Raw genomic sequence first — 16,608 nt, 5'->3', positions numbered from 1 at the left:
GCCATCAGCGACCAAGCACCCACCGCCACGTGAACCCGTTCGCCGCGCACGCGGGCAGCCGAGGCATCCTCGATGCGCTCGACACCCTGGTGGCGGCTTTGGAGGCCGCTCTCAACCTTGTGCTAGATCCTTGTGCTAGATCTCGAACGTCTCGGACTGCCTGCGGGACCTGTCTCCCGGTGAGTCGTCCACCTACGTCCGCGCGTAGAGGAAGGTGACTGAGACGATCGCCCGGGCGGCACTGTGCCTGATCTCCTTCGTCACCTTCTCGTCCACCGGGCTGACGGTGCGTCAGGCGGCGGCGAAGTAGTCCCAGTCGTCCTTCTTCACCGGTTCCAGAATCGCCGAGCACTCCACGGGGTGCGTCTCCGCCGCCCCGCGGCCGCACCTTCGACGGCGGGATCGGCGGCTTCGCGATCTCCCGCGATCCGTTGGGAACGACTCAACTCCACCCACCCCGCCCCATGGCCAGCCCAACCACCGCCTCACCGCATCGGACACGGTCCTAGATGAAGTTCTTGTTGATCAGGAGGTCCAGGATGTCAGTGCGGTAGTTGGGGAAGTCCATCGGCACGATGCCGAAGCGGGCTCGCTGATTCCTTCTGGGGTCCAGGTACGCGTAGACGCTCGGAAAGATCTTCTCGGCACCGATGGAGGGATTGGGGATGGGGCCCTTGGCGGTGCTGGTGAAGTTGACGAACATCTTGGACGTGCTCTGGTCGTAGAAGGCTCTGTCGAAATGCGCGACGATCGCCCTCCTCTTCGCATCGTCCGAAACGTTGTACTGGTCCTGGATGTCGCAGTTGTTGCCCCACCTGAGGGTCGCCCAATCGTGGGTGAAGTCGGTGAGGAGCACGACCTTCCCGCGGGCTTGTCCCAGGGTGGGCCACGACGGGTTGGTCCAGAAGAGCGAGCGGAAGCCCATGGACGGGTCGTCCAAGTGCCAGTTGAAGCGGCGCTTGAATTCCTCCGCGTTGAGCTTGTTGCCGCCGCTGTACTCGTTCTTGATTCGCATGACGACTACTTCGCCCGGGTTGCTGCGGAGGAAGCTTCTGCAGTCGCTGAGAACGTCCTGGTAGCGCTTGTACATGTAGACAGGGCCGTGGTAGAGGCCCATCTCGTTCGCAGTCCCCGCCAGGCCGTTCAGGCGGATGTCGAGGAATCGGATGCCGTTGCCGAGCTGCGTCGGCAGGTTCCAGTCCTGGCATTTGGGGATGGCTCCCCCAGTGATGGAGCACGTGTTGTGGGTGCCGGGGATCGTCAGACTGGTGATGGGCAGGCTGCTGGAGAGAGAGCTCATCCACGACCGGTAGGCCCAGCTCGCGGCAGTGGCCGCACTTGGAATGCCGAGCACCGCGGCGGTGGCGAGGCCGCCGGCACCGGCTCCCCACTTCAGAACGTCACGACGGGTAGGGGACATCTGCACACTCCAGTTCGACAAGGGAATTACCGCATTTTCTGGGCGTACTGTCGTCCGCCCTGCCCGCGCGGGGGCTTCGAGCTCCTCCGCGAAACGGGTTCTGCTCTACTCTGAAATTGCTCGGTGGCTGTCTCCGAAACGGATGAGGCGGCTGTACGCCCGGGGCGAGAACCTGTCTGTACGAGCGCCGGGCCGGACCGGCGTCCGGGTAGACCCGCGGCGCGACGCCGCGAACCTTCCCCCACCGGATACCCCCGCGGCGGGGGCCACTGGCAGGGTCCCCCTGGAGGCGGGACGGAACAGCCTGGATTCAGGCAGGAACACCTGCTTCGTCCCGGCGGCGCCCGGCCGTGCGCGCTACCGCCCCCGCCCAGCGGATACGGAGCCGGCCTGGTCGTTCATCACGCAACCGACCGAGACCGGGGGTATCGCGGGTGTGTCCAGCCTGGCCGGAACTCCTTGCCCTTGGCCGCTGCTGCGGGTCCGGGGTATCGGTGCCCCTGCCGCCCGTCGCCGCTCTCCCGGAACGTGTCATAGCAGGTGGTCTTCCGCGTGCCGGGGCCGGCGACGCAGTGGGGCCTGTGCGGCACGGACCGGTGCCGGTGACGTGAACACCGCCGCGCACGCGGCGGCCACGAGCCCGGTCACACCAGCTCTCACTCTCACGCTTTGCCTCATCTCCCGGCAGAGGTGTTGCAGCCATCTGGCCACACCAGCACGGCCGTTCACCCGGTGATCCTTCCAGCGAGAGAGAGGGACAACCGGCCCCGGAGGTTGCCTCACCCCCGTCATCCGGCTCGCCTACTCAAGGAGACCGGCGGAACCTGGGGCCGGCACACCACAGAGACCACGGACGGTTACCAGCAGGCCGGGTCCCCGGGGAAACGGCGACTGTTGACTACGCGAGCCCGTCAGCGGACATTCCCGCGAGCTCGGAGGCGTTCCCCGCTGCTTCCGCGACCCGGCTACGTCATCAGGAAGAGGCCGGATTGGGTATGGCTGTGGATGAGTACAGCGGGCGATCGGGGGGCGAGCCAAGGGGGAGTCCTTTCATGAGTGGGGTATCGACTGGTGCGGGAGATGTGGTCGGCGTGGGGTTCTGGCCTTGGGAGTTTCACCGCCACCCACCGCTCGCCCGGTGAGCGTCCTGAAAGACCTGGCCCATCCCGCCCTTCGCCGAGCTTGCCCGTGATCTCGTAGACCCCGACCCTGCGGGGGTCGAGCGGACCGGGTGCCCGCATGAACACTCCCCACATCAGCAACGGGCATCCAGAAGACCACTTCGGCGGGCGTACCAGGTGGAGAAGGGCTGCGGGCAACGTGCGAAGAGGCGACCGTCCGGAAACAGACCATCCCGGACGGCCACCCGCGTGCGATATCTGAACCAGGCCCGTTGTTCAATGACGCCTGATGGGCGGGTTCACGGTTTCAGGCATTGCCGCTCCGGCGAACGGTCACCCGCCACGGGAGCGAGGTGGGCAACCGGTGCCCGACGTCAGCATTCGTAGGCGTAGTCCGCCCTGCCGTCCGCAGCGTCCCAGTAGACGGTCTGAGTCCGCCCAGCATTGATCGCGACGCAGGAGGGATCCCACGCCCAGTCAACCGAGACTGTGGCGTTGATGCGGTAGTTGCAGATGTTCTTGATCTGGGCCCTGCCAGCAGAGTTGCTGACCAGGGACGCGCAGCCTGCTGCCGAGGCGATAGGGGTGGTGCCACTGGTCGACCGGGCTGGCTGCGCGGTCGAGGCTCGGTTCTCGGACGGCGCCGGCGCTGCCTGTGCGGCGGTGGTTCCACCGGCCAGCAAGGCGGCTCCAGTCGCAAGACTGGTGAGCAGAATTCGTGTCCGCATGATGCTTCTCCACTTCTTGGTTACGGATCGACGCCTTCCTGGCCTCGTGACCAGGTTCCGCGGCGCCTTATGGTGCGGAGCTGTGCGTATCGAGGCGGGTGCTTGCCCACCCCGGGCCCCACGACCGTTGCCAGGACGTTCGCTTGGGGGTGTCCATCCACTTGATGCCTAGGCGATGGCAATACCGATTTCAGCTGGTGGAGCATTGTGTGGGAAGCCTGTTTCGTGCTGTCCACACAATGCGCGGGGCGGTTCGATGAAGGTGTCGGGCACCGGCCCTACGGAGGGCTTCAACGCTGTGATCGGGAACGGGGTGGGGTGGCGTGGTGGTGGGTCGTCGGGAGCGTCCGCTGGATCCGAAGGCGGGGCCGGTGGAGCGGTTCGCTTACGGGCTGAGGGAGTTACGGGCCGCGGCAGGTGGCCCGACGTACCGGGCGATGGCGGTCCATGCGCGCTACTCGGCGAGCACGCTCGCCGCCGCAGCGAGGGGGGACGAGCTGCCTTCCCTTCCTCTGGCGCTTGCGTATGTGACGGTCTGCGGCGCAGACCCGCAGGAGTGGGAGACACGATGGCGCGAGACAGCCCGCGCGGTAGGGGAGCAGGCGGTCCGGGTCGTCGACGACGAGTCCGCTCGGGAAGCCCCGTATCGAGGGCTTGCCCGATACGAGCCTGGTGACCAGAACCGGTTCTTTGGCCGCGAGGAACTCCTCGGCCAGCTCGTCGAACTTCTCGCAGAGCATCGCTTGGTGCTGCTCGCCGGTGCTTCTGGCAGCGGCAAGTCGTCACTCCTGCGGGCAGGGCTGGTCCCCAAGCTGCAGGTCCCGGAGAGCACACCGCTAGCGTGTGCGGGGATCCGGTTCATCACGCCGGGCTCTCTGCCCGCAACCACCCACGCCCACGTACTCACCCCCGCGCCGGGCTCGGGCAGAACAGGTACGGAAAGCGCCGGGATCAGCGTTGGCCCGCCCCAACCTGGAGCCATCCGAGCCGGGGCGCACGCCCGAGACATCATCGTCGTGGTGGATCAGTTCGAGGAGGTCTTTACCCTCTGCAAAGACCAAGACGAACGCGCCCAGTTCCTTGACCTGCTCCTCGCCGCGCGTGAGCCCGGCAGCGGGCTGCGCATCGTCATCGCGGTCCGTGCCGATTTCTACGGGCCGTGCACCGAACATCCCGGGTTGGCCGAGGTGATGCGGACGGCTCATCTCGTCATTGGCCCGATGACCACGTCCGAACTCCGACAGGCAGTCGTAGGCCCTGCACGGTCAGCAGGTCTGATCGTGGAGCGAGAGCTGACCGCACGCATTGTCCAGGAGACGGCGGCGGAGCCCGGGGGTTTGCCACTCATGTCCCACGCCCTCCTGGAAGTCTGGCGCCGCCGGCGCGGCCGTACCCTCACCCTGGCCGCGTACGAAGCCATCGGCGGTGTCCACGGCGCCGTCGCCGATACCGCCGAACACACCTACAACCAGCTCACCCCAAGCCAGCGCACAGAAACCCGCCGAATTCTGCTCCGCCTCATCACCCCCGGCGATGGAACTCCCGACACCCGCCGCCCCGTCAACCGGCGGGAACTCAATCCCGGCCCGGAGCAACCCCCTGCACTCGCCAGGACAGGCGACCCCGACGACACCACACTGGTAGTCGAGCGGTTGACCCGGGCCCGGCTGCTCGTCCTGGACGGTGACACCGTCGACCTCATCCATGAGGCGCTGATCACCGCCTGGCCGCGCCTGACCGACTGGGTCCACGAAGACCGGCACCGCCTGCGCCTGCACCGCGCCCTCACCCACGCGGCTGACAGCTGGCACGACCTCGGGCGCGACACCGGAGCCCTCTACCGAGGCGTACGCCTGGCCGAAACCCACGAGACGTTCCGCACTCACGCACGGACGGGTGAACTCACCTCCCTCGAAGACGAGTTCCTCGCCATCAGCTACCACCGCCAACAGGCCGCCGTACGCCGCACCCGGCGTACCAATGTCATCCTGGCCTGCATGCTGGCCCTGGCACTTCTGGCGGCCGGCGTTGCCTTCTGGCAGCGACAGACCGCCCTCACCTCCCAAAGGGCGGCTGTGGCCGCGCAGCAGACGGCGCTGTCCCGGCAACTGGCCGCCCAATCAACAGCCCTACTGCAGACGAACCCTGACCTCGCTTCGCTCCTGGCTGTCCAGGCCTACCGGACCAGTCCCACCACCGAAGCCACCGCCGGTCTGCACAAGGCCGCAGCCCTCCCACTCCAACACCTCTTCACCGGCCACACGGGCGGCGTCTCCTCGGCTGCGTTCAGCCCTGACGGCCGCACCCTCGCCACTGGAGGCGGCGACAGATCCGTACGGCTGTGGGATGTGGCGTCCAGAAGAGTCCGACACACTCTCACCGACCACCTCGGCGGTGTTGCTGCGGTGGCGTTCAGTCCAGACGGTCATACCCTCGCGACCGTGAGCAGCGTTGGGTCCTTGCGGCTGTGGGATGTGGCGTCGCGGAAGCTCCGGCGCACCATCCCCGGCCACAAGGGCGGAGTCTTCTCCATGGCGTTCAGCCCTGACGGCCGCACCCTCGCCATCGCTCCCGAGTCCGAGGACGTGGTGCTGTGGGACATGGTCACCGGGAGAACCCGACACACCCTTCCCGGACAGACAAGCTACACAGCCGGCGCTGCCTCGGTGGCGTTCAGCCCTGACGGCCGCACCCTCGCCGTCGGGGCAATGGATGGGAAGAACGGGAAGGTGGTGCTGTGGGATGTTGCCACCAAAAGGATTCAGCAGATCCTCCCCGGCCACACTGACGGCGTTCTCTCGGTGGTGTTCAGTCCTGATGGTCGTACTGTCGCGACTGCCAGCTTCGATACGCACGTTCGGTTGTGGGATGTGGCGTCGAGCAGGGTCCGGCACACTTTCACTGGTTACACCGGTGTCTTCTCGTTGGCGTTCAGTCCTGATGGTCGTACCCTCGCCACCGCCAGCTTCGACACAACCGTACGGTTGTGGGACGTGGCCACCAGAAAGATCCAGCGCGTTCTTACCGGTCACACCGGCGACGTTGCCTCGGTGGTGTTCAGTCCCGACGGCCGCAACCTCGCTACTGCGAGCAGCGACGGGTCCGTACGTTTATGGGATCTAGCCAGCAGTAGAGCCAGGCACACACTCACGGGCCACACCGACGAGGTAGCTACGGTGGTGTTCAGTCCCGACGGCCGTACCCTCGCTACCGCCGGCGGCGACGGCACCGTTCGGTTGTGGGATGTGGCATCGAGGAGGGTCCGGCACACCTTCACTGGTTACACCGGTGTCTTCTCGTTGGCGTTCAGCCCCGACAGCCGTACCCTCGCCGTCGCGCCAGAAGAGGGGGAATTGGTTCTGTGGGATGTTGCCACCGGTCACCTCCGACACACTCTCACCGGCCATAGGGGCGGTGTCGCTTCTGTAGCGTTCAGCCCTGATGGCCGAACCCTCGCCACGGCAAGCGCTGACGGGCCCGTTCGGTTGTGGGATATGGCGTCGAGGAGGATCCGGCACACTTTCACTGGTTACACCGGTGTCTTCTCGGTGGTGTTCAGTCCTGATGGTCGTACCCTCGCCACCGCCAGCTTCGACACGACCGTACGGCTGTGGGACGTGAAGTCCAAAGGGATCCGGCACACACTTGCCGGCCACACCGACGACGTTGCCTCGGTGGCGTTCAGCCCCGACGGCCAAACCCTTGCTGTCGGCGCCCAGGGCGAAGACTGGGCAGTGTGGCTGTGGGATGTGGCCACCGGCCAGACGCGTAGTAACACTTTCCTCGGCTACACCGGCGGCGGCTTCTCGTTGGCGTTCAGTCCTGACGGCCGTACCCTCGCCACCGGCGCGGCCTCCTTCAACGATGGCGATGACCGGGCGGTGCGGCTGTGGGATGTGGCCACGGGCCAGACGCGCAGTAACAGCTTCCCCGGCCATACGGGTGGTGTTCTCTCGGTGGCGTTCAGTCCCGACGGCCGTACCCTCGCCACCGCCGGCGACGACGGCACCGTACGGCTGTGGGATGTGTTCCTTCCCGGCCCGGACGAAGCGATACACAAGATCTGCCGGGCACTCCACCGAGACTTCACCCGCACCGAACGGTCGTTGTACCTGCCGGATCGAAAGCGCGGCGCCGTCTGCCCACCGCGGACAGGTGTGTGAACGCGGCGCTGCGTTGGATAGCACAGATCGCCTACGCACCCCGCCTCGTGGCCTCAGGGGCTCATCAGTCGCCTTCGTCATCGGCCATGGCCGCCTCATATGCCTGCAGGGTCTGGATGAACATCTGCCGCTGTTCGGGGGCCAGGGGGTTCAGTGCCTGACGCCAGGCACGCGCTCCCCGTGACAGCCAGCTGTTGATGGCTGGTCGTTTGCTGTCGGTGATGCTGACGATGCGCCGACGCCGGTCCAGTTCGTCCTCGCGCCGCTCCAGGATGCCCTTCCGACTGAGCTCGCCGACCATGAGGCTCGCGGTGGTCGGGGCGACCTCCAGGCGGGCGGCCAGATCGTTCACGGTCATCGGGCCGTCGAACAGTAGACAGGACAGAAGCGACAGGTGCCGCGGCGCGAGCGCGAGCGACTGGAGTTCCTCAGGCACCCGGATCCGCTTCGCCCGCCCAACCATGCGGGGCATGAGCAGCAGCAACGCCCTGATTGCCTCGTCGACCGCCGGTTCGGATCCGTCCTGGTTTGCCTTGCGGCCCCGGCCCTTGATTGACATCGGCCATCTCTCCATTTAGCTTTAACTGCAAAGATACTTTGTTTACGAAGTGAAATTGTCCTCATGGTAGCGAACCATCTGAACGGAGCCGTGATGCCGCACTTCGAGGGGCCTGGGTTGCGTAAGCAGTACACCGCCCATCCGCGGCTGCGGAACTCTGCCTGCTTCTCCCTGGCGCGGCAGGTCAGTTTGCCTTGGCCTAGCCGGCGTTGTCTGGGAGAGGATTCCGGTGCGGGTGGAGGATTGCTGTCCCCGCGACGGCTATTCCGGTCTCGTCGCCCGCGTGAATGGTGATCGGCCCCGTGGTCCGGACGGTGATCGGTGTGCTCAAACCGTCGGTGGTGAGGAGGATCAGGGCGTCGTGTCCGTGGTAGCGCACCTCGGTCACGCGGGCGCGGGTGCCGGATGCCTCCGAGGCGGGGACGAGTCGCAGCTGCTCCGGGCGCAGGATGACGGTGCCTGTCCGAGTTCCCTCCGGTGTGGGTTCGGTCAGGGGAATGCGGCCGAGGACGGTGATCGCGTGGCTCGCTTTGACCCTGGCGGGCAGCAGGACGGCCGCTCCGATGAAGGAGGCGACCCAGGTGTCCGCGGGCCGTGCGTACACCTCCTGGGGGGTGCCGGTCTGTACGACCCCACCGTCGCGGATCACGGCAATCCGGTCCGCGGACGAAAGGGCCTCTTCCTGGTCGTGGGTGACGAGGAGGGCGGTGGTGCCCGCTGCCCGCAGCGCGGTGCGGACATCGGAACGCAGCCCGGCGCGCAGGGCGCTGTCGAGCGCGTTGAAGGGTTCGTCGAGCAGTACCAGTGCCGGGCGGGGGGCCAGTGCGCGGGCGAGGGCGACGCGCTGTTGCTGACCGCCGGACAACTCGTGCGGCATCCGGGTTCCGTAGCTGCCGAGACCGACGAGTTCCAGCATCTCGGCGGCCCGGGCCCGGCGTTCGGCACGGCCGACGCCCCGGAGTCCGAAGGCCACGTTCCGGGCGACGTCCATATGGGGGAAGAGGGCTCCCTCCTGGGCGACGATGCCGACGCCGCGGCGCTCCGGCGGTACGTGGACGCCGGGACCGCTGACCGTGCGCTCGCCGAGGGAGATCTCGCCCGTGTCCGGTGTGAGGAACCCCGCTATGACCCGCAGGAGGGTGGTCTTTCCGCAGCCGGACGGGCCGAGCACGGCGGTCAGTTCACCGTCGGGGACGGTGAGGTCGAGGCGGTCGAGGACCCGTGCGCCCCGCCCGTACGACGTGGTCACCGCGGTTACGCGCAGTCCGGTCATGTGCGCCTTCCGAGCAGGTACGAGGGTATGGCGGCGAGCAGGACGATGGCCGCGGCGTAGGGCGCCGCACCCGCGAAGGCTCCCGCCCCGGTCTCCGTCCACAACCGGGTGGCGAGGGTGTCGGTGCCGGTGGGGCGGAGCAGCAGGGTCGCCGGGAGTTCCTTCATGATGACGACGAAGGTGAGGGCCGCGCCGGCTCCGATGCCAGGGGCCGCCAGGGGGACGGTGATCTCGCGCAGGACGTTCAGGGGCGAGCGGCCCAGGGAACGTGCCACGTCCTCCAGCACGGGCGGGGACTGGAGAACCGCGGCGCGGGCGGATGCCACCGCGACCGGCAGGAACAGCACGACATAGGCGGCGATCAGGAGGGGGAGCTCCTGGTAGAGCGGGTAGGCGTAGCGGACCGAGAAGAAGACCAGGGCGAGGCCCACGGTGATTCCCGGCACGGCGTGCCCGGCGTACACGGATTGCTCCAGGAACCGGGCTGCCCGTCCCCGGTGGCGGGCTGCGAGCACACCCACCGGCAGTGCGAGCAGGGTGGTGACGGCCGCCCCGGCCGCGGCGACGGTGAGTGTGGCGAGGGTGGCGGACCACAGGCGTTGCGGGTCCCAGCCGGAGTTGCCGATCGTGAGCCAGTATCCGAGGGTCGCGAGGGGGAATCCCACGGCCGCCGCGGAGACGGTGGTGCACCAAACGAGCGCGGGAACCCTCCACCAGCCGAGGCTGAGGGGGACCGGTGGGCGGGCGCTGCCCCGCCCGGTACGGGCGTGGCCGGCGCGGCCGCGGGTGCGGTTCTCCGCCATCACGAGCAGCACGGTCATGGTGACCAGGACACAGCCGAGGACGGCGGCCGGGGTCCGGTCGAAGCTGGCCTGGTAGGAGGAGTGCACCGCCCGGGTGAAGGTGTCGTAGCGCGTGATCGACACCGAGCCGAAGTCGGAGAGTACGTACAGGGCGACGAGGATCGCTCCGCCTGCCGCGGCGGGCCGCAGCTGCGGAAGGGTGATCCGCCAGAAGACGCGGAACGCCCCGCTGCCCAGCGACCGTGCCGCTTCTTCCTGCGCGGGGTCGATACCGCGCAGCGCCGCTGCGACCGGCAGGAACACATAGGGGGAGCAGGCGAAGGTCAGGGTGATCGCCGCGCCGGGCAGACCGGCCAGCGAGGGCGCTGCGGATATCCAGGTGAAGGCCGCCACATAGCTCGGCACCGCCAGCGGCAGGGTGGCGAGCACTGCCCAGAGCCTGCGGCCCGGTAGACGGGTGCGGACCGTCAGCCAGGCGAGGGAGACACCGAGCACCAGGCAAGCGAAGACGACGATCGCGGTCAACTGGAGGCTGCGAACGAGGAGTTCGAGGGTGCGGCGCTCGGTGACGATGTCCCAGGCATAGCCCCAACCGTGCTCCATCGCTCGTACGCCGAGGTAGCCGAGCGGCAGAAGTGCGAGCAGTGCCGCCGCGATGGCGGGGAGCAGCAGGACCAGGGGCGGCCGACGCCGTCCTGCCGCCGCGAACTGGGCGGTGGCAGGACGGCGCACGAGCGGTGGGCGGTTCGCTTTCATGTGCGAGGACCGGTCTGGGGTCAGACCATCCCGGCTTCCTTGAGGAGGTCCAGGGTCTTCTGGAGTGACTCCAGCTTGCCGAGGTCGATCTTCGGTGCGTCGAGCGAGTCGAGTGCGGGGAGCCCCTGCACGGTGCTGGTGACACCGGCGGCGAGCGGGTACTCCTTGGTTCCCTCGGCGAAGTAGGTCTGTGCCTCGTTCGAAAGGAGGTAGTCGACGGCCTTCTCGGCCGCCGCCTGCTGGCCGCCGTCCTTGAGGACGCCCACGCCCGCGGCGTTGATCAGCGCGCCGGGATCTCCACCAGGAAGGAAGTGGATCTTCGCGGTCACCTTGTCGGCGCCCACTTCGGCGACCTTCTCGTACCAGTAGTAGTGGTTGATCAGGCCGAGGGTGACCTCGCCCTTGTCGACGGCGTCGAGGACGGCGCCGTTCTTGGCGTAGGTCTTGGCGCCGTTGGCCTTCAGGCCCTTGAGCCACTTCAGGGTGGTCTCGTCGCCCTCCAGGACGCGCATGCCGGTGACGAACGCCTGGAAGGAGGCGTTGGTGGGGGCGTAGCCGACCTTGTCCTTCCACGCGGGCTTCGTCAGCTCGTGGATGCTGTCCGGGGCCTTCTCGGTCTTCTTCGGGTTGTAGGCGATGACTCGGGAGCGTCCGGAGACGCCGACCCAGTCGCCCTCCCCGCCGCGGTAGGCGGCGTCGACCTTGTTCAGGGACCCCTCGGGGAGCTTCGCGAGCATCTTGGCCTGGGAGAGTGCGCCGAGGGCGCCCGCATCCTGGGAGAAGAACAGACCGGCCTTGGTCCTGTCGCCCTCCTCCAGGATCTGGGCGGCGAGTTCGGCGCTGTCTCCGTAGCGGACCTGGACCTTGGTCCCGGTCGCCTTCTCCAGCTTCGCGATGATCGGAGAGATCAGCTCCTCGTTGCGGCCGGAGTAGATGACCAACTCGTCCCCAGAGCCCTTCTTGGCCGACTCTCCGGTCTTCGCCGGGCTCTCGCCGCTCTTGTCATCCGAGCTCCCGCAGGCGGCGAGCACGGGGAGGAGTAGTGCGGATATGGCGAAAGCAGCCGTGCCGCGGCGGGGGAGCGGGCGACGCATGAGGGCCTCCTGTACAGCCCGCTGAGGCCATGGGGGAGGCCGACCGAGGGCGGGAACGAATCCGGAAACCCTATAGATATGGCCAGGCTTACCTAACTGTCAATTTTCGGCCAGTGAATGTCGAAAATCCGACTTCTGTTCATGGTGATTAGTGCACTTTTACCCTTATGTATGACATTGCGGGCAAGCCGCTGCACTCTGCTGGGGAGATCCCGTTGAGGCGAATGGTCCATACATCTGCATCGCCCGCCCAACCCGGTGAACCAGTCAGGTCACGCTGATGCTTCAGCAGGATGTGGCCGCCTGAACCGTATGGGGTTCGCCGGGCGGCCAGGGGTGTTGCCGGCTGACGGCCGCGGAGTGGAGGGGCGTCTGACGGAGGCCCCTCGGCCATCCGGCACCGCGCGACCTGGGAGGACAGCTGACGGCTGACCGGGCTGGTGGGCCACTCCACTGCCGGCGCTCTGCGGCCTGGGCTCGCCGCGCTGCGGTGCGCCCAGGCCGAACGCGCCGGAAAACCGGCCCGCGACCACGTCTCTCGACGCGGACCCCGCCCCAGAAGTCGATGGCGTGGATGGCCCGCTTCCTGATCGTGACACCGGGCGCGGGCAAACCCGATCGGAGCGGGCGCATCAGCTGCGGTGACGCCTGGGGAACGCCCGGAACGAGAGGGCCAGGCTTCCGCTACCGGGAACGGCTGGGGCGGGGAGTGTCGGGGATGCCAGGGGGTGCCACCGGCGGCGGAAGGCAGGTCGGGGTTCCGGTCGGGTCGGGTGAAGGCGTGACGGTGGCGCACGGGTCGGGGTACCTGGGGCCGATCAGCGAGATACGGCTGATCTGGTAGGGGGCCTGTCCGTACCAGCCGTGGAAGTGGACGGTCACTTCCTGGACGTTGCCGATGGCGACGGTTTTGCGCAGGCCGCTGCCGTTGGAACCGGTGGCCCAGAGGGACACCTCGCCGCTGCCCGTCCCGGTGCCGGATATGCCCGCGAAGGCGTATGCGCCGGACACGTAGGCGGAGAACTCGTAGGTGGTGCCGGGGACGACCCAGACCTTTTGGGAGCAGCCGGCGCGGTCGTGCTCGCTTGGGCGGCCCTCGACGGCTTGATTGAGTCGGGCGACGTCGCCGTTGCAGGTCCAGCCGTTGGTCAGTGGGCTCCCGAAGTCGCCGTTCCTGACCCACTCCACGGGTGCGGGTTGGGCGACGGCGGAGCCGCCTGCGAAGAGAGCGGCCGTGCCGGTGAGGGCCAGGGCGCCGAGGGCGGCGGCGAGTGGGACGAAGCCAAGGGTGCGGCGGGGTGAGCTCATGGCGTCTCCGATGCGGGGGAGGAGTGCTTGAGCGTTGCGGGGACTGGATACTGACGGGCCATCACTGTGATGGTGGGTGGGGGGTAGTTGGGGATCGGCTAGGGGGTGTGGGGCTGCCGCGCACCGTCTGTCGGCAGGGCTCTGCGCACAGGCCCGGGACGAAATCGGGGTCGACGCCGCACATCGTAGAGTCTCTGCTCGTACACCCGTGGAAGTAAACGGTCGGCTCAGCAGTGACCGCACCGATGGGTCGCTTCAGTGGCGCTCGTCCGATCCTGTCGGCGACCTTCGATGTCTGTGTCGGAGGCGCTGACGAACATGTACGGGCCGGGTACCGAGGTGGGCAGCGGGTAGCTGGACCCGGGCCTTCTGGGTGCTGCCCGCGTAGCTGTCGACTAGTTGGCTGGCCGGAGGTGAAGCGCTCATACGGAATGGTGCTGCGCGCAGTGCGCGGCTCGCAGTTCCAGTTCTACGGGAATGTGGCGGAGCACCCGTTGACGACCGGTTCGGCGTTCGGCCAGGGCCACCGCGGCTGCGCAGGACAGGGCGCGGGAGTGGAGCCGGACAGGGGGAGTGCTGGGATGTGAGGCTGAGGGGCAGGCCATCGAGGCTGTGCCGAGGGGTGGGTTGGGTGACTGTGCGCATGCCGTCTCCGGGTAGGGAGTGTCAGTGGGGGCGGCGGTGCGAGGGGGCGGACCAAACCATGGTGGACGGTTGCCGTCGCCGTCAAGAGGGGGTGTAGGTCGGTCGCCCACAGCTGATCGCGGTCCACAGGAATCGGTACCCGGTGCCGCTCCGGCTGATCGGCGGTCAGTTCCGGGGCGTGCTGTGCCTCTCGCGCCTCGGCGGACTCGGCTAGATGGACATCATCCGCCCAGGTGCGACCTCCTCTTCCGGGTACTGACCAAACCCGAAGAGAAGCGCGCCGATCCCAGAGAATGCCTGCGAGTACCGGCATCCACGCTGAGTCATGGCAGACCCCATGGCCAGCGCGGTGTCAGACCATGATCAACGAGCGTCGCAAGCGTCGAATCAGCGCCAGGATATCGCCCGTAACGCCCACACCGCACCTCATGCACATCGACAAGACCCCAGCTCAGTCGTCCTTCTTCACCGGCTCCAGGATCGCCAAGCACTCCACATGATGCGTCATCGGACAGATGTCGGCCTGGTGTGATTGAAGACAAGCGCAGCTCGGATGGCGCTTCGTGCTCGTGGTGGTAGCGGATTCTGAACCCGGAGCGTCAAATGAGCGTCAAGCGAAAGAAGACTCAGGCGAGTGTCGAGGTTCAGTGTTCGTCCTCGGTCAAGCAGAGGCCGTCCCGTTCTGTGAAGGGTGTACGCGGTCCTTGCCCGGGCGGGAATTCAGTCGAACCGGCTCCGGCTTCTCTGAGCGATTCCATGTTTCCCCAGTTCAGCGGCTTCTGACGGTTCGCTAGGGGGAGATTCCGCGGATGTTCACCGGGGAGAGACCACGCGATCGTCTTCGTGGCAACGTCGGAGCTGTAGGTGGCCTGTAGGTGGCAACAAGTGCCCGCGGCCTCGTTCGGACTGTTGGGAGTCACACACGGCTCACTGACGCTTCTGCGAAAGGGCTCAGGCCATGGGCCGGGCTGCACTGCCTGGTCCTTGACGTGCTCGGCCCACGCGGTGAGTTGGGCCGGTCCCGTTGCTCAATCGACTCGGTCAACATGCGTTCTCTGAGGGGGACTTGACAGGTCCCAACCCTGTCGGCCTGGGCACGTACGGCTCGGCACTTCCTCGCCCGCACCCTCATCTACTACCGCGGACTCGGCAAATGAGATGTGTCTTGAGGGCGTGTTCTCTGTGGTGAGGCGGATGTTCTCAGGAAAGCCGGGTGGTCAGCCAGGAGGAATGCATCGCCTCCGGTTGCGGCAGCGCAGGACCCGGCTCAGACCTCACCGCCCGGGGATGACGTCCGAAGGCTCGCTTCCAGGCCCACCGACTACCTGCCCGTCGGAGTCCGGATAGACGTCGTTTCCGGCACCCACCGCACCTGAACCGGTCAGCTCTTCACCGTGGGGCGATTGGGGTGGGGGATCACTGTGGTGTCGAAGGTGCCGTTGGCGATCTCGCGTGCCAGTTGGGCCAGTCGCAGGTTGTTGGCTCGGGAGTAGTCGCGGAAGGCGGTGAAGGCGTCGTCGAGGGAGACCTGCCAGCGTTCGGCGAGGATGCCCTTGGCCTGTTCCAGGACGATGCGGCTGGTCAGGGCGTACTGGAGTTGGGCGCGTTCGACTTGGCTGTGGTCCAGGGTGCGCTGTTGCAGGATGGCGATGGTGGCGACGTCAGCCAGGGCTTGGGCGAGGGTGATGTCCTGGTCGCTGAGAGGGGCGGGGTCGGTCTGGAACAGGCCGAGGGCACCGATGACCCGGCCGCGCAGTCGTAGGGGGAGGGCGTTGGTGGCCACGAACCCGGTCTCCGTGGCGCGGACGGCGAACTGCGGCCAGCGCGCGGTGGTCGCCTGGTCGGTGAGGTTGATGTTGGTGCGGGCCTGGCCGCTCTTGTAGCAGTCCACGCAGGGACCTTGATCGTGTTGCAGGGCGAAGAGTTCCAGGAGCCGGGTGTGCTCGTCGGAAGCCGCCATGGTCTGTAGGGTCTCGTGCGCGTCGGCCAGCAGGATGCCGACCGCGGCCACGTTCAGCAGTTCCATGCAGCGCACCGAGAGTTGCTGGAGGAAGTCGATGAGGTCGAAGTCGTCGGTCAGGGAGTCGGCGACTTCCACGAAGACCTCAGTCATGCGCTGTTCGCGCGTCATTTCGATCAGTCCCTTTCTGTGACGGTCGCGGTCGGGCCATTGTCGCCTCGGTCCAGGCGAAGACGTCGGTCCACTACATCCCGGGAGATGTCGGTGATGGACCGTCCGCTGCCGTAAGCGTGCGCGCGTAGCCGTAGCAGGGCTTGGGGCAGCGGCAGGGCGAGTTGGACGCTGAGCATGCCGGTTGCCTGGTGGACCACGGCGTGTTGGAGGAAGTGGGGGGAATCAGCTGGCAGCGGCGCGCCTGGCGGTGGTGCGCCGCTGCCCATGCAGCGGGCGGTGAGCGCTGCGGCCAGGACCGTGGAATCGTCGGCCTGCTGGGCGTTCATCGGTCCGGGGGTGCGGCGTACGGCGGTGAGGACGCCGACGTTGATGGCGCCTATGCCCATGGGGAAGCAGAACACCGCGCGGGCATCCAGAGCGGGGGCTTCCATGGCGAGGGCGGGCCAGCGGGTCAAGGGCACCTGGACCAGGTCGGGTGCCCACACCATCGCCCCGGTGCGCAGTGCGTCGGGCCCTGGCCCTTCTCCGAGGGTGAACTGTAGGTCCTCGAAGCGGCGTGTGGTGGGGTCCGAGCACCAGAGGAGTTCCGCGCGGTCTCCCTCGG

Annotated in this window: 11 protein-coding genes and 1 pseudogene; 2 read left to right on the top strand and 10 right to left on the bottom strand. The window is 67.4% G+C overall.

Going from position 1 to position 16,608, the window contains the following annotated elements:
- Positions 1-367: 367 nt before the first annotated feature.
- From NBG84_RS02500 to NBG84_RS02490, 3 genes and pseudogenes are all read right to left on the bottom strand, one after another.
- Positions 368-466 (bottom strand): annotated as a pseudogene (locus tag NBG84_RS02500) (IS5/IS1182 family transposase); the annotation flags it as partial.
- A 39-nt stretch (positions 467-505) separates the two neighbouring features.
- Complete coding sequence (locus NBG84_RS02495) at positions 506-1,420, bottom strand: phosphatidylinositol-specific phospholipase C (protein WP_250917543.1); 915 nt, start codon at positions 1,418-1,420, stop codon at positions 506-508.
- A 1,495-nt stretch (positions 1,421-2,915) separates the two neighbouring features.
- Positions 2,916-3,269 (bottom strand): hypothetical protein, encoded by a 354-nt coding sequence (locus tag NBG84_RS02490; RefSeq protein WP_250917542.1) that lies wholly within the window; start codon positions 3,267-3,269, stop codon positions 2,916-2,918.
- A 371-nt stretch (positions 3,270-3,640) separates the two neighbouring features.
- Between NBG84_RS02490 and NBG84_RS02485 the strand changes: the two genes are divergently transcribed.
- Positions 3,641-7,432: a WD40 repeat domain-containing protein gene (locus tag NBG84_RS02485; RefSeq protein ID WP_250917541.1), complete on the top strand. Its 3,792-nt coding sequence runs from the start codon at positions 3,641-3,643 to the stop codon at positions 7,430-7,432.
- A 64-nt stretch (positions 7,433-7,496) separates the two neighbouring features.
- Here NBG84_RS02485 and NBG84_RS02480 read toward each other — a convergent pair whose 3' ends face one another.
- The 5 genes from NBG84_RS02480 to NBG84_RS02460 all read right to left on the bottom strand — a co-directional run bounded on the left by NBG84_RS02480 (position 7,497) and on the right by NBG84_RS02460 (position 13,225).
- A complete protein-coding gene (locus NBG84_RS02480) occupies positions 7,497-7,991 on the bottom strand; it encodes a MarR family transcriptional regulator (protein ID WP_250917540.1) in 495 nt (164 codons plus the stop codon).
- Between the two features lie 199 nt (positions 7,992-8,190).
- A complete protein-coding gene (locus tag NBG84_RS02475; RefSeq protein ID WP_250917539.1) occupies positions 8,191-9,264 on the bottom strand; it encodes an ABC transporter ATP-binding protein in 1,074 nt (357 codons plus the stop codon).
- Positions 9,261-10,823, bottom strand: coding sequence for an ABC transporter permease (locus NBG84_RS02470; RefSeq protein ID WP_250917538.1), 1,563 nt, complete (start codon positions 10,821-10,823; stop codon positions 9,261-9,263). The genes NBG84_RS02475 and NBG84_RS02470 overlap by 4 nt, the downstream gene beginning before the upstream one ends.
- A 20-nt stretch (positions 10,824-10,843) precedes the next feature.
- Entirely contained in the window at positions 10,844-11,917 is a 1,074-nt protein-coding gene (locus NBG84_RS02465) for an iron ABC transporter substrate-binding protein (protein ID WP_250917537.1), read from the bottom strand.
- 684 nt (positions 11,918-12,601) lie between these two features.
- The gene (locus NBG84_RS02460) at positions 12,602-13,225 is read right to left on the bottom strand and encodes a carbohydrate binding domain-containing protein (protein WP_250917536.1); all 624 of its coding nucleotides are present in this window, start codon (positions 13,223-13,225) and stop codon (positions 12,602-12,604) included.
- 1,004 nt (positions 13,226-14,229) lie between these two features.
- On the opposite strand from NBG84_RS02460, the gene NBG84_RS02455 reads away from it, so the two are divergent.
- Complete coding sequence (locus tag NBG84_RS02455; RefSeq protein WP_250917535.1) at positions 14,230-14,370, top strand: hypothetical protein; 141 nt, start codon at positions 14,230-14,232, stop codon at positions 14,368-14,370.
- A gap of 881 nt (positions 14,371-15,251) precedes the next feature.
- Here NBG84_RS02455 and NBG84_RS02445 read toward each other — a convergent pair.
- Positions 15,252-16,001 carry an ANTAR domain-containing protein gene (locus NBG84_RS02445; RefSeq protein ID WP_250917534.1) on the bottom strand — a complete coding sequence of 250 codons (750 nt, stop codon included), beginning with the start codon at positions 15,999-16,001 and terminating at the stop codon, positions 15,252-15,254.
- A 5-nt stretch (positions 16,002-16,006) separates the two neighbouring features.
- Positions 16,007-16,608 (bottom strand): hypothetical protein (locus tag NBG84_RS02440; protein ID WP_250917533.1); only part of this gene is annotated, 602 nt, incomplete at its 5' end.

This window comes from Streptomyces albipurpureus, assembly GCF_023701525.1.
GTDB lineage: Bacteria > Actinomycetota > Actinomycetes > Streptomycetales > Streptomycetaceae > Streptomyces > Streptomyces albipurpureus.
This window is presented reverse-complemented; position numbering and strand designations above follow the sequence as displayed.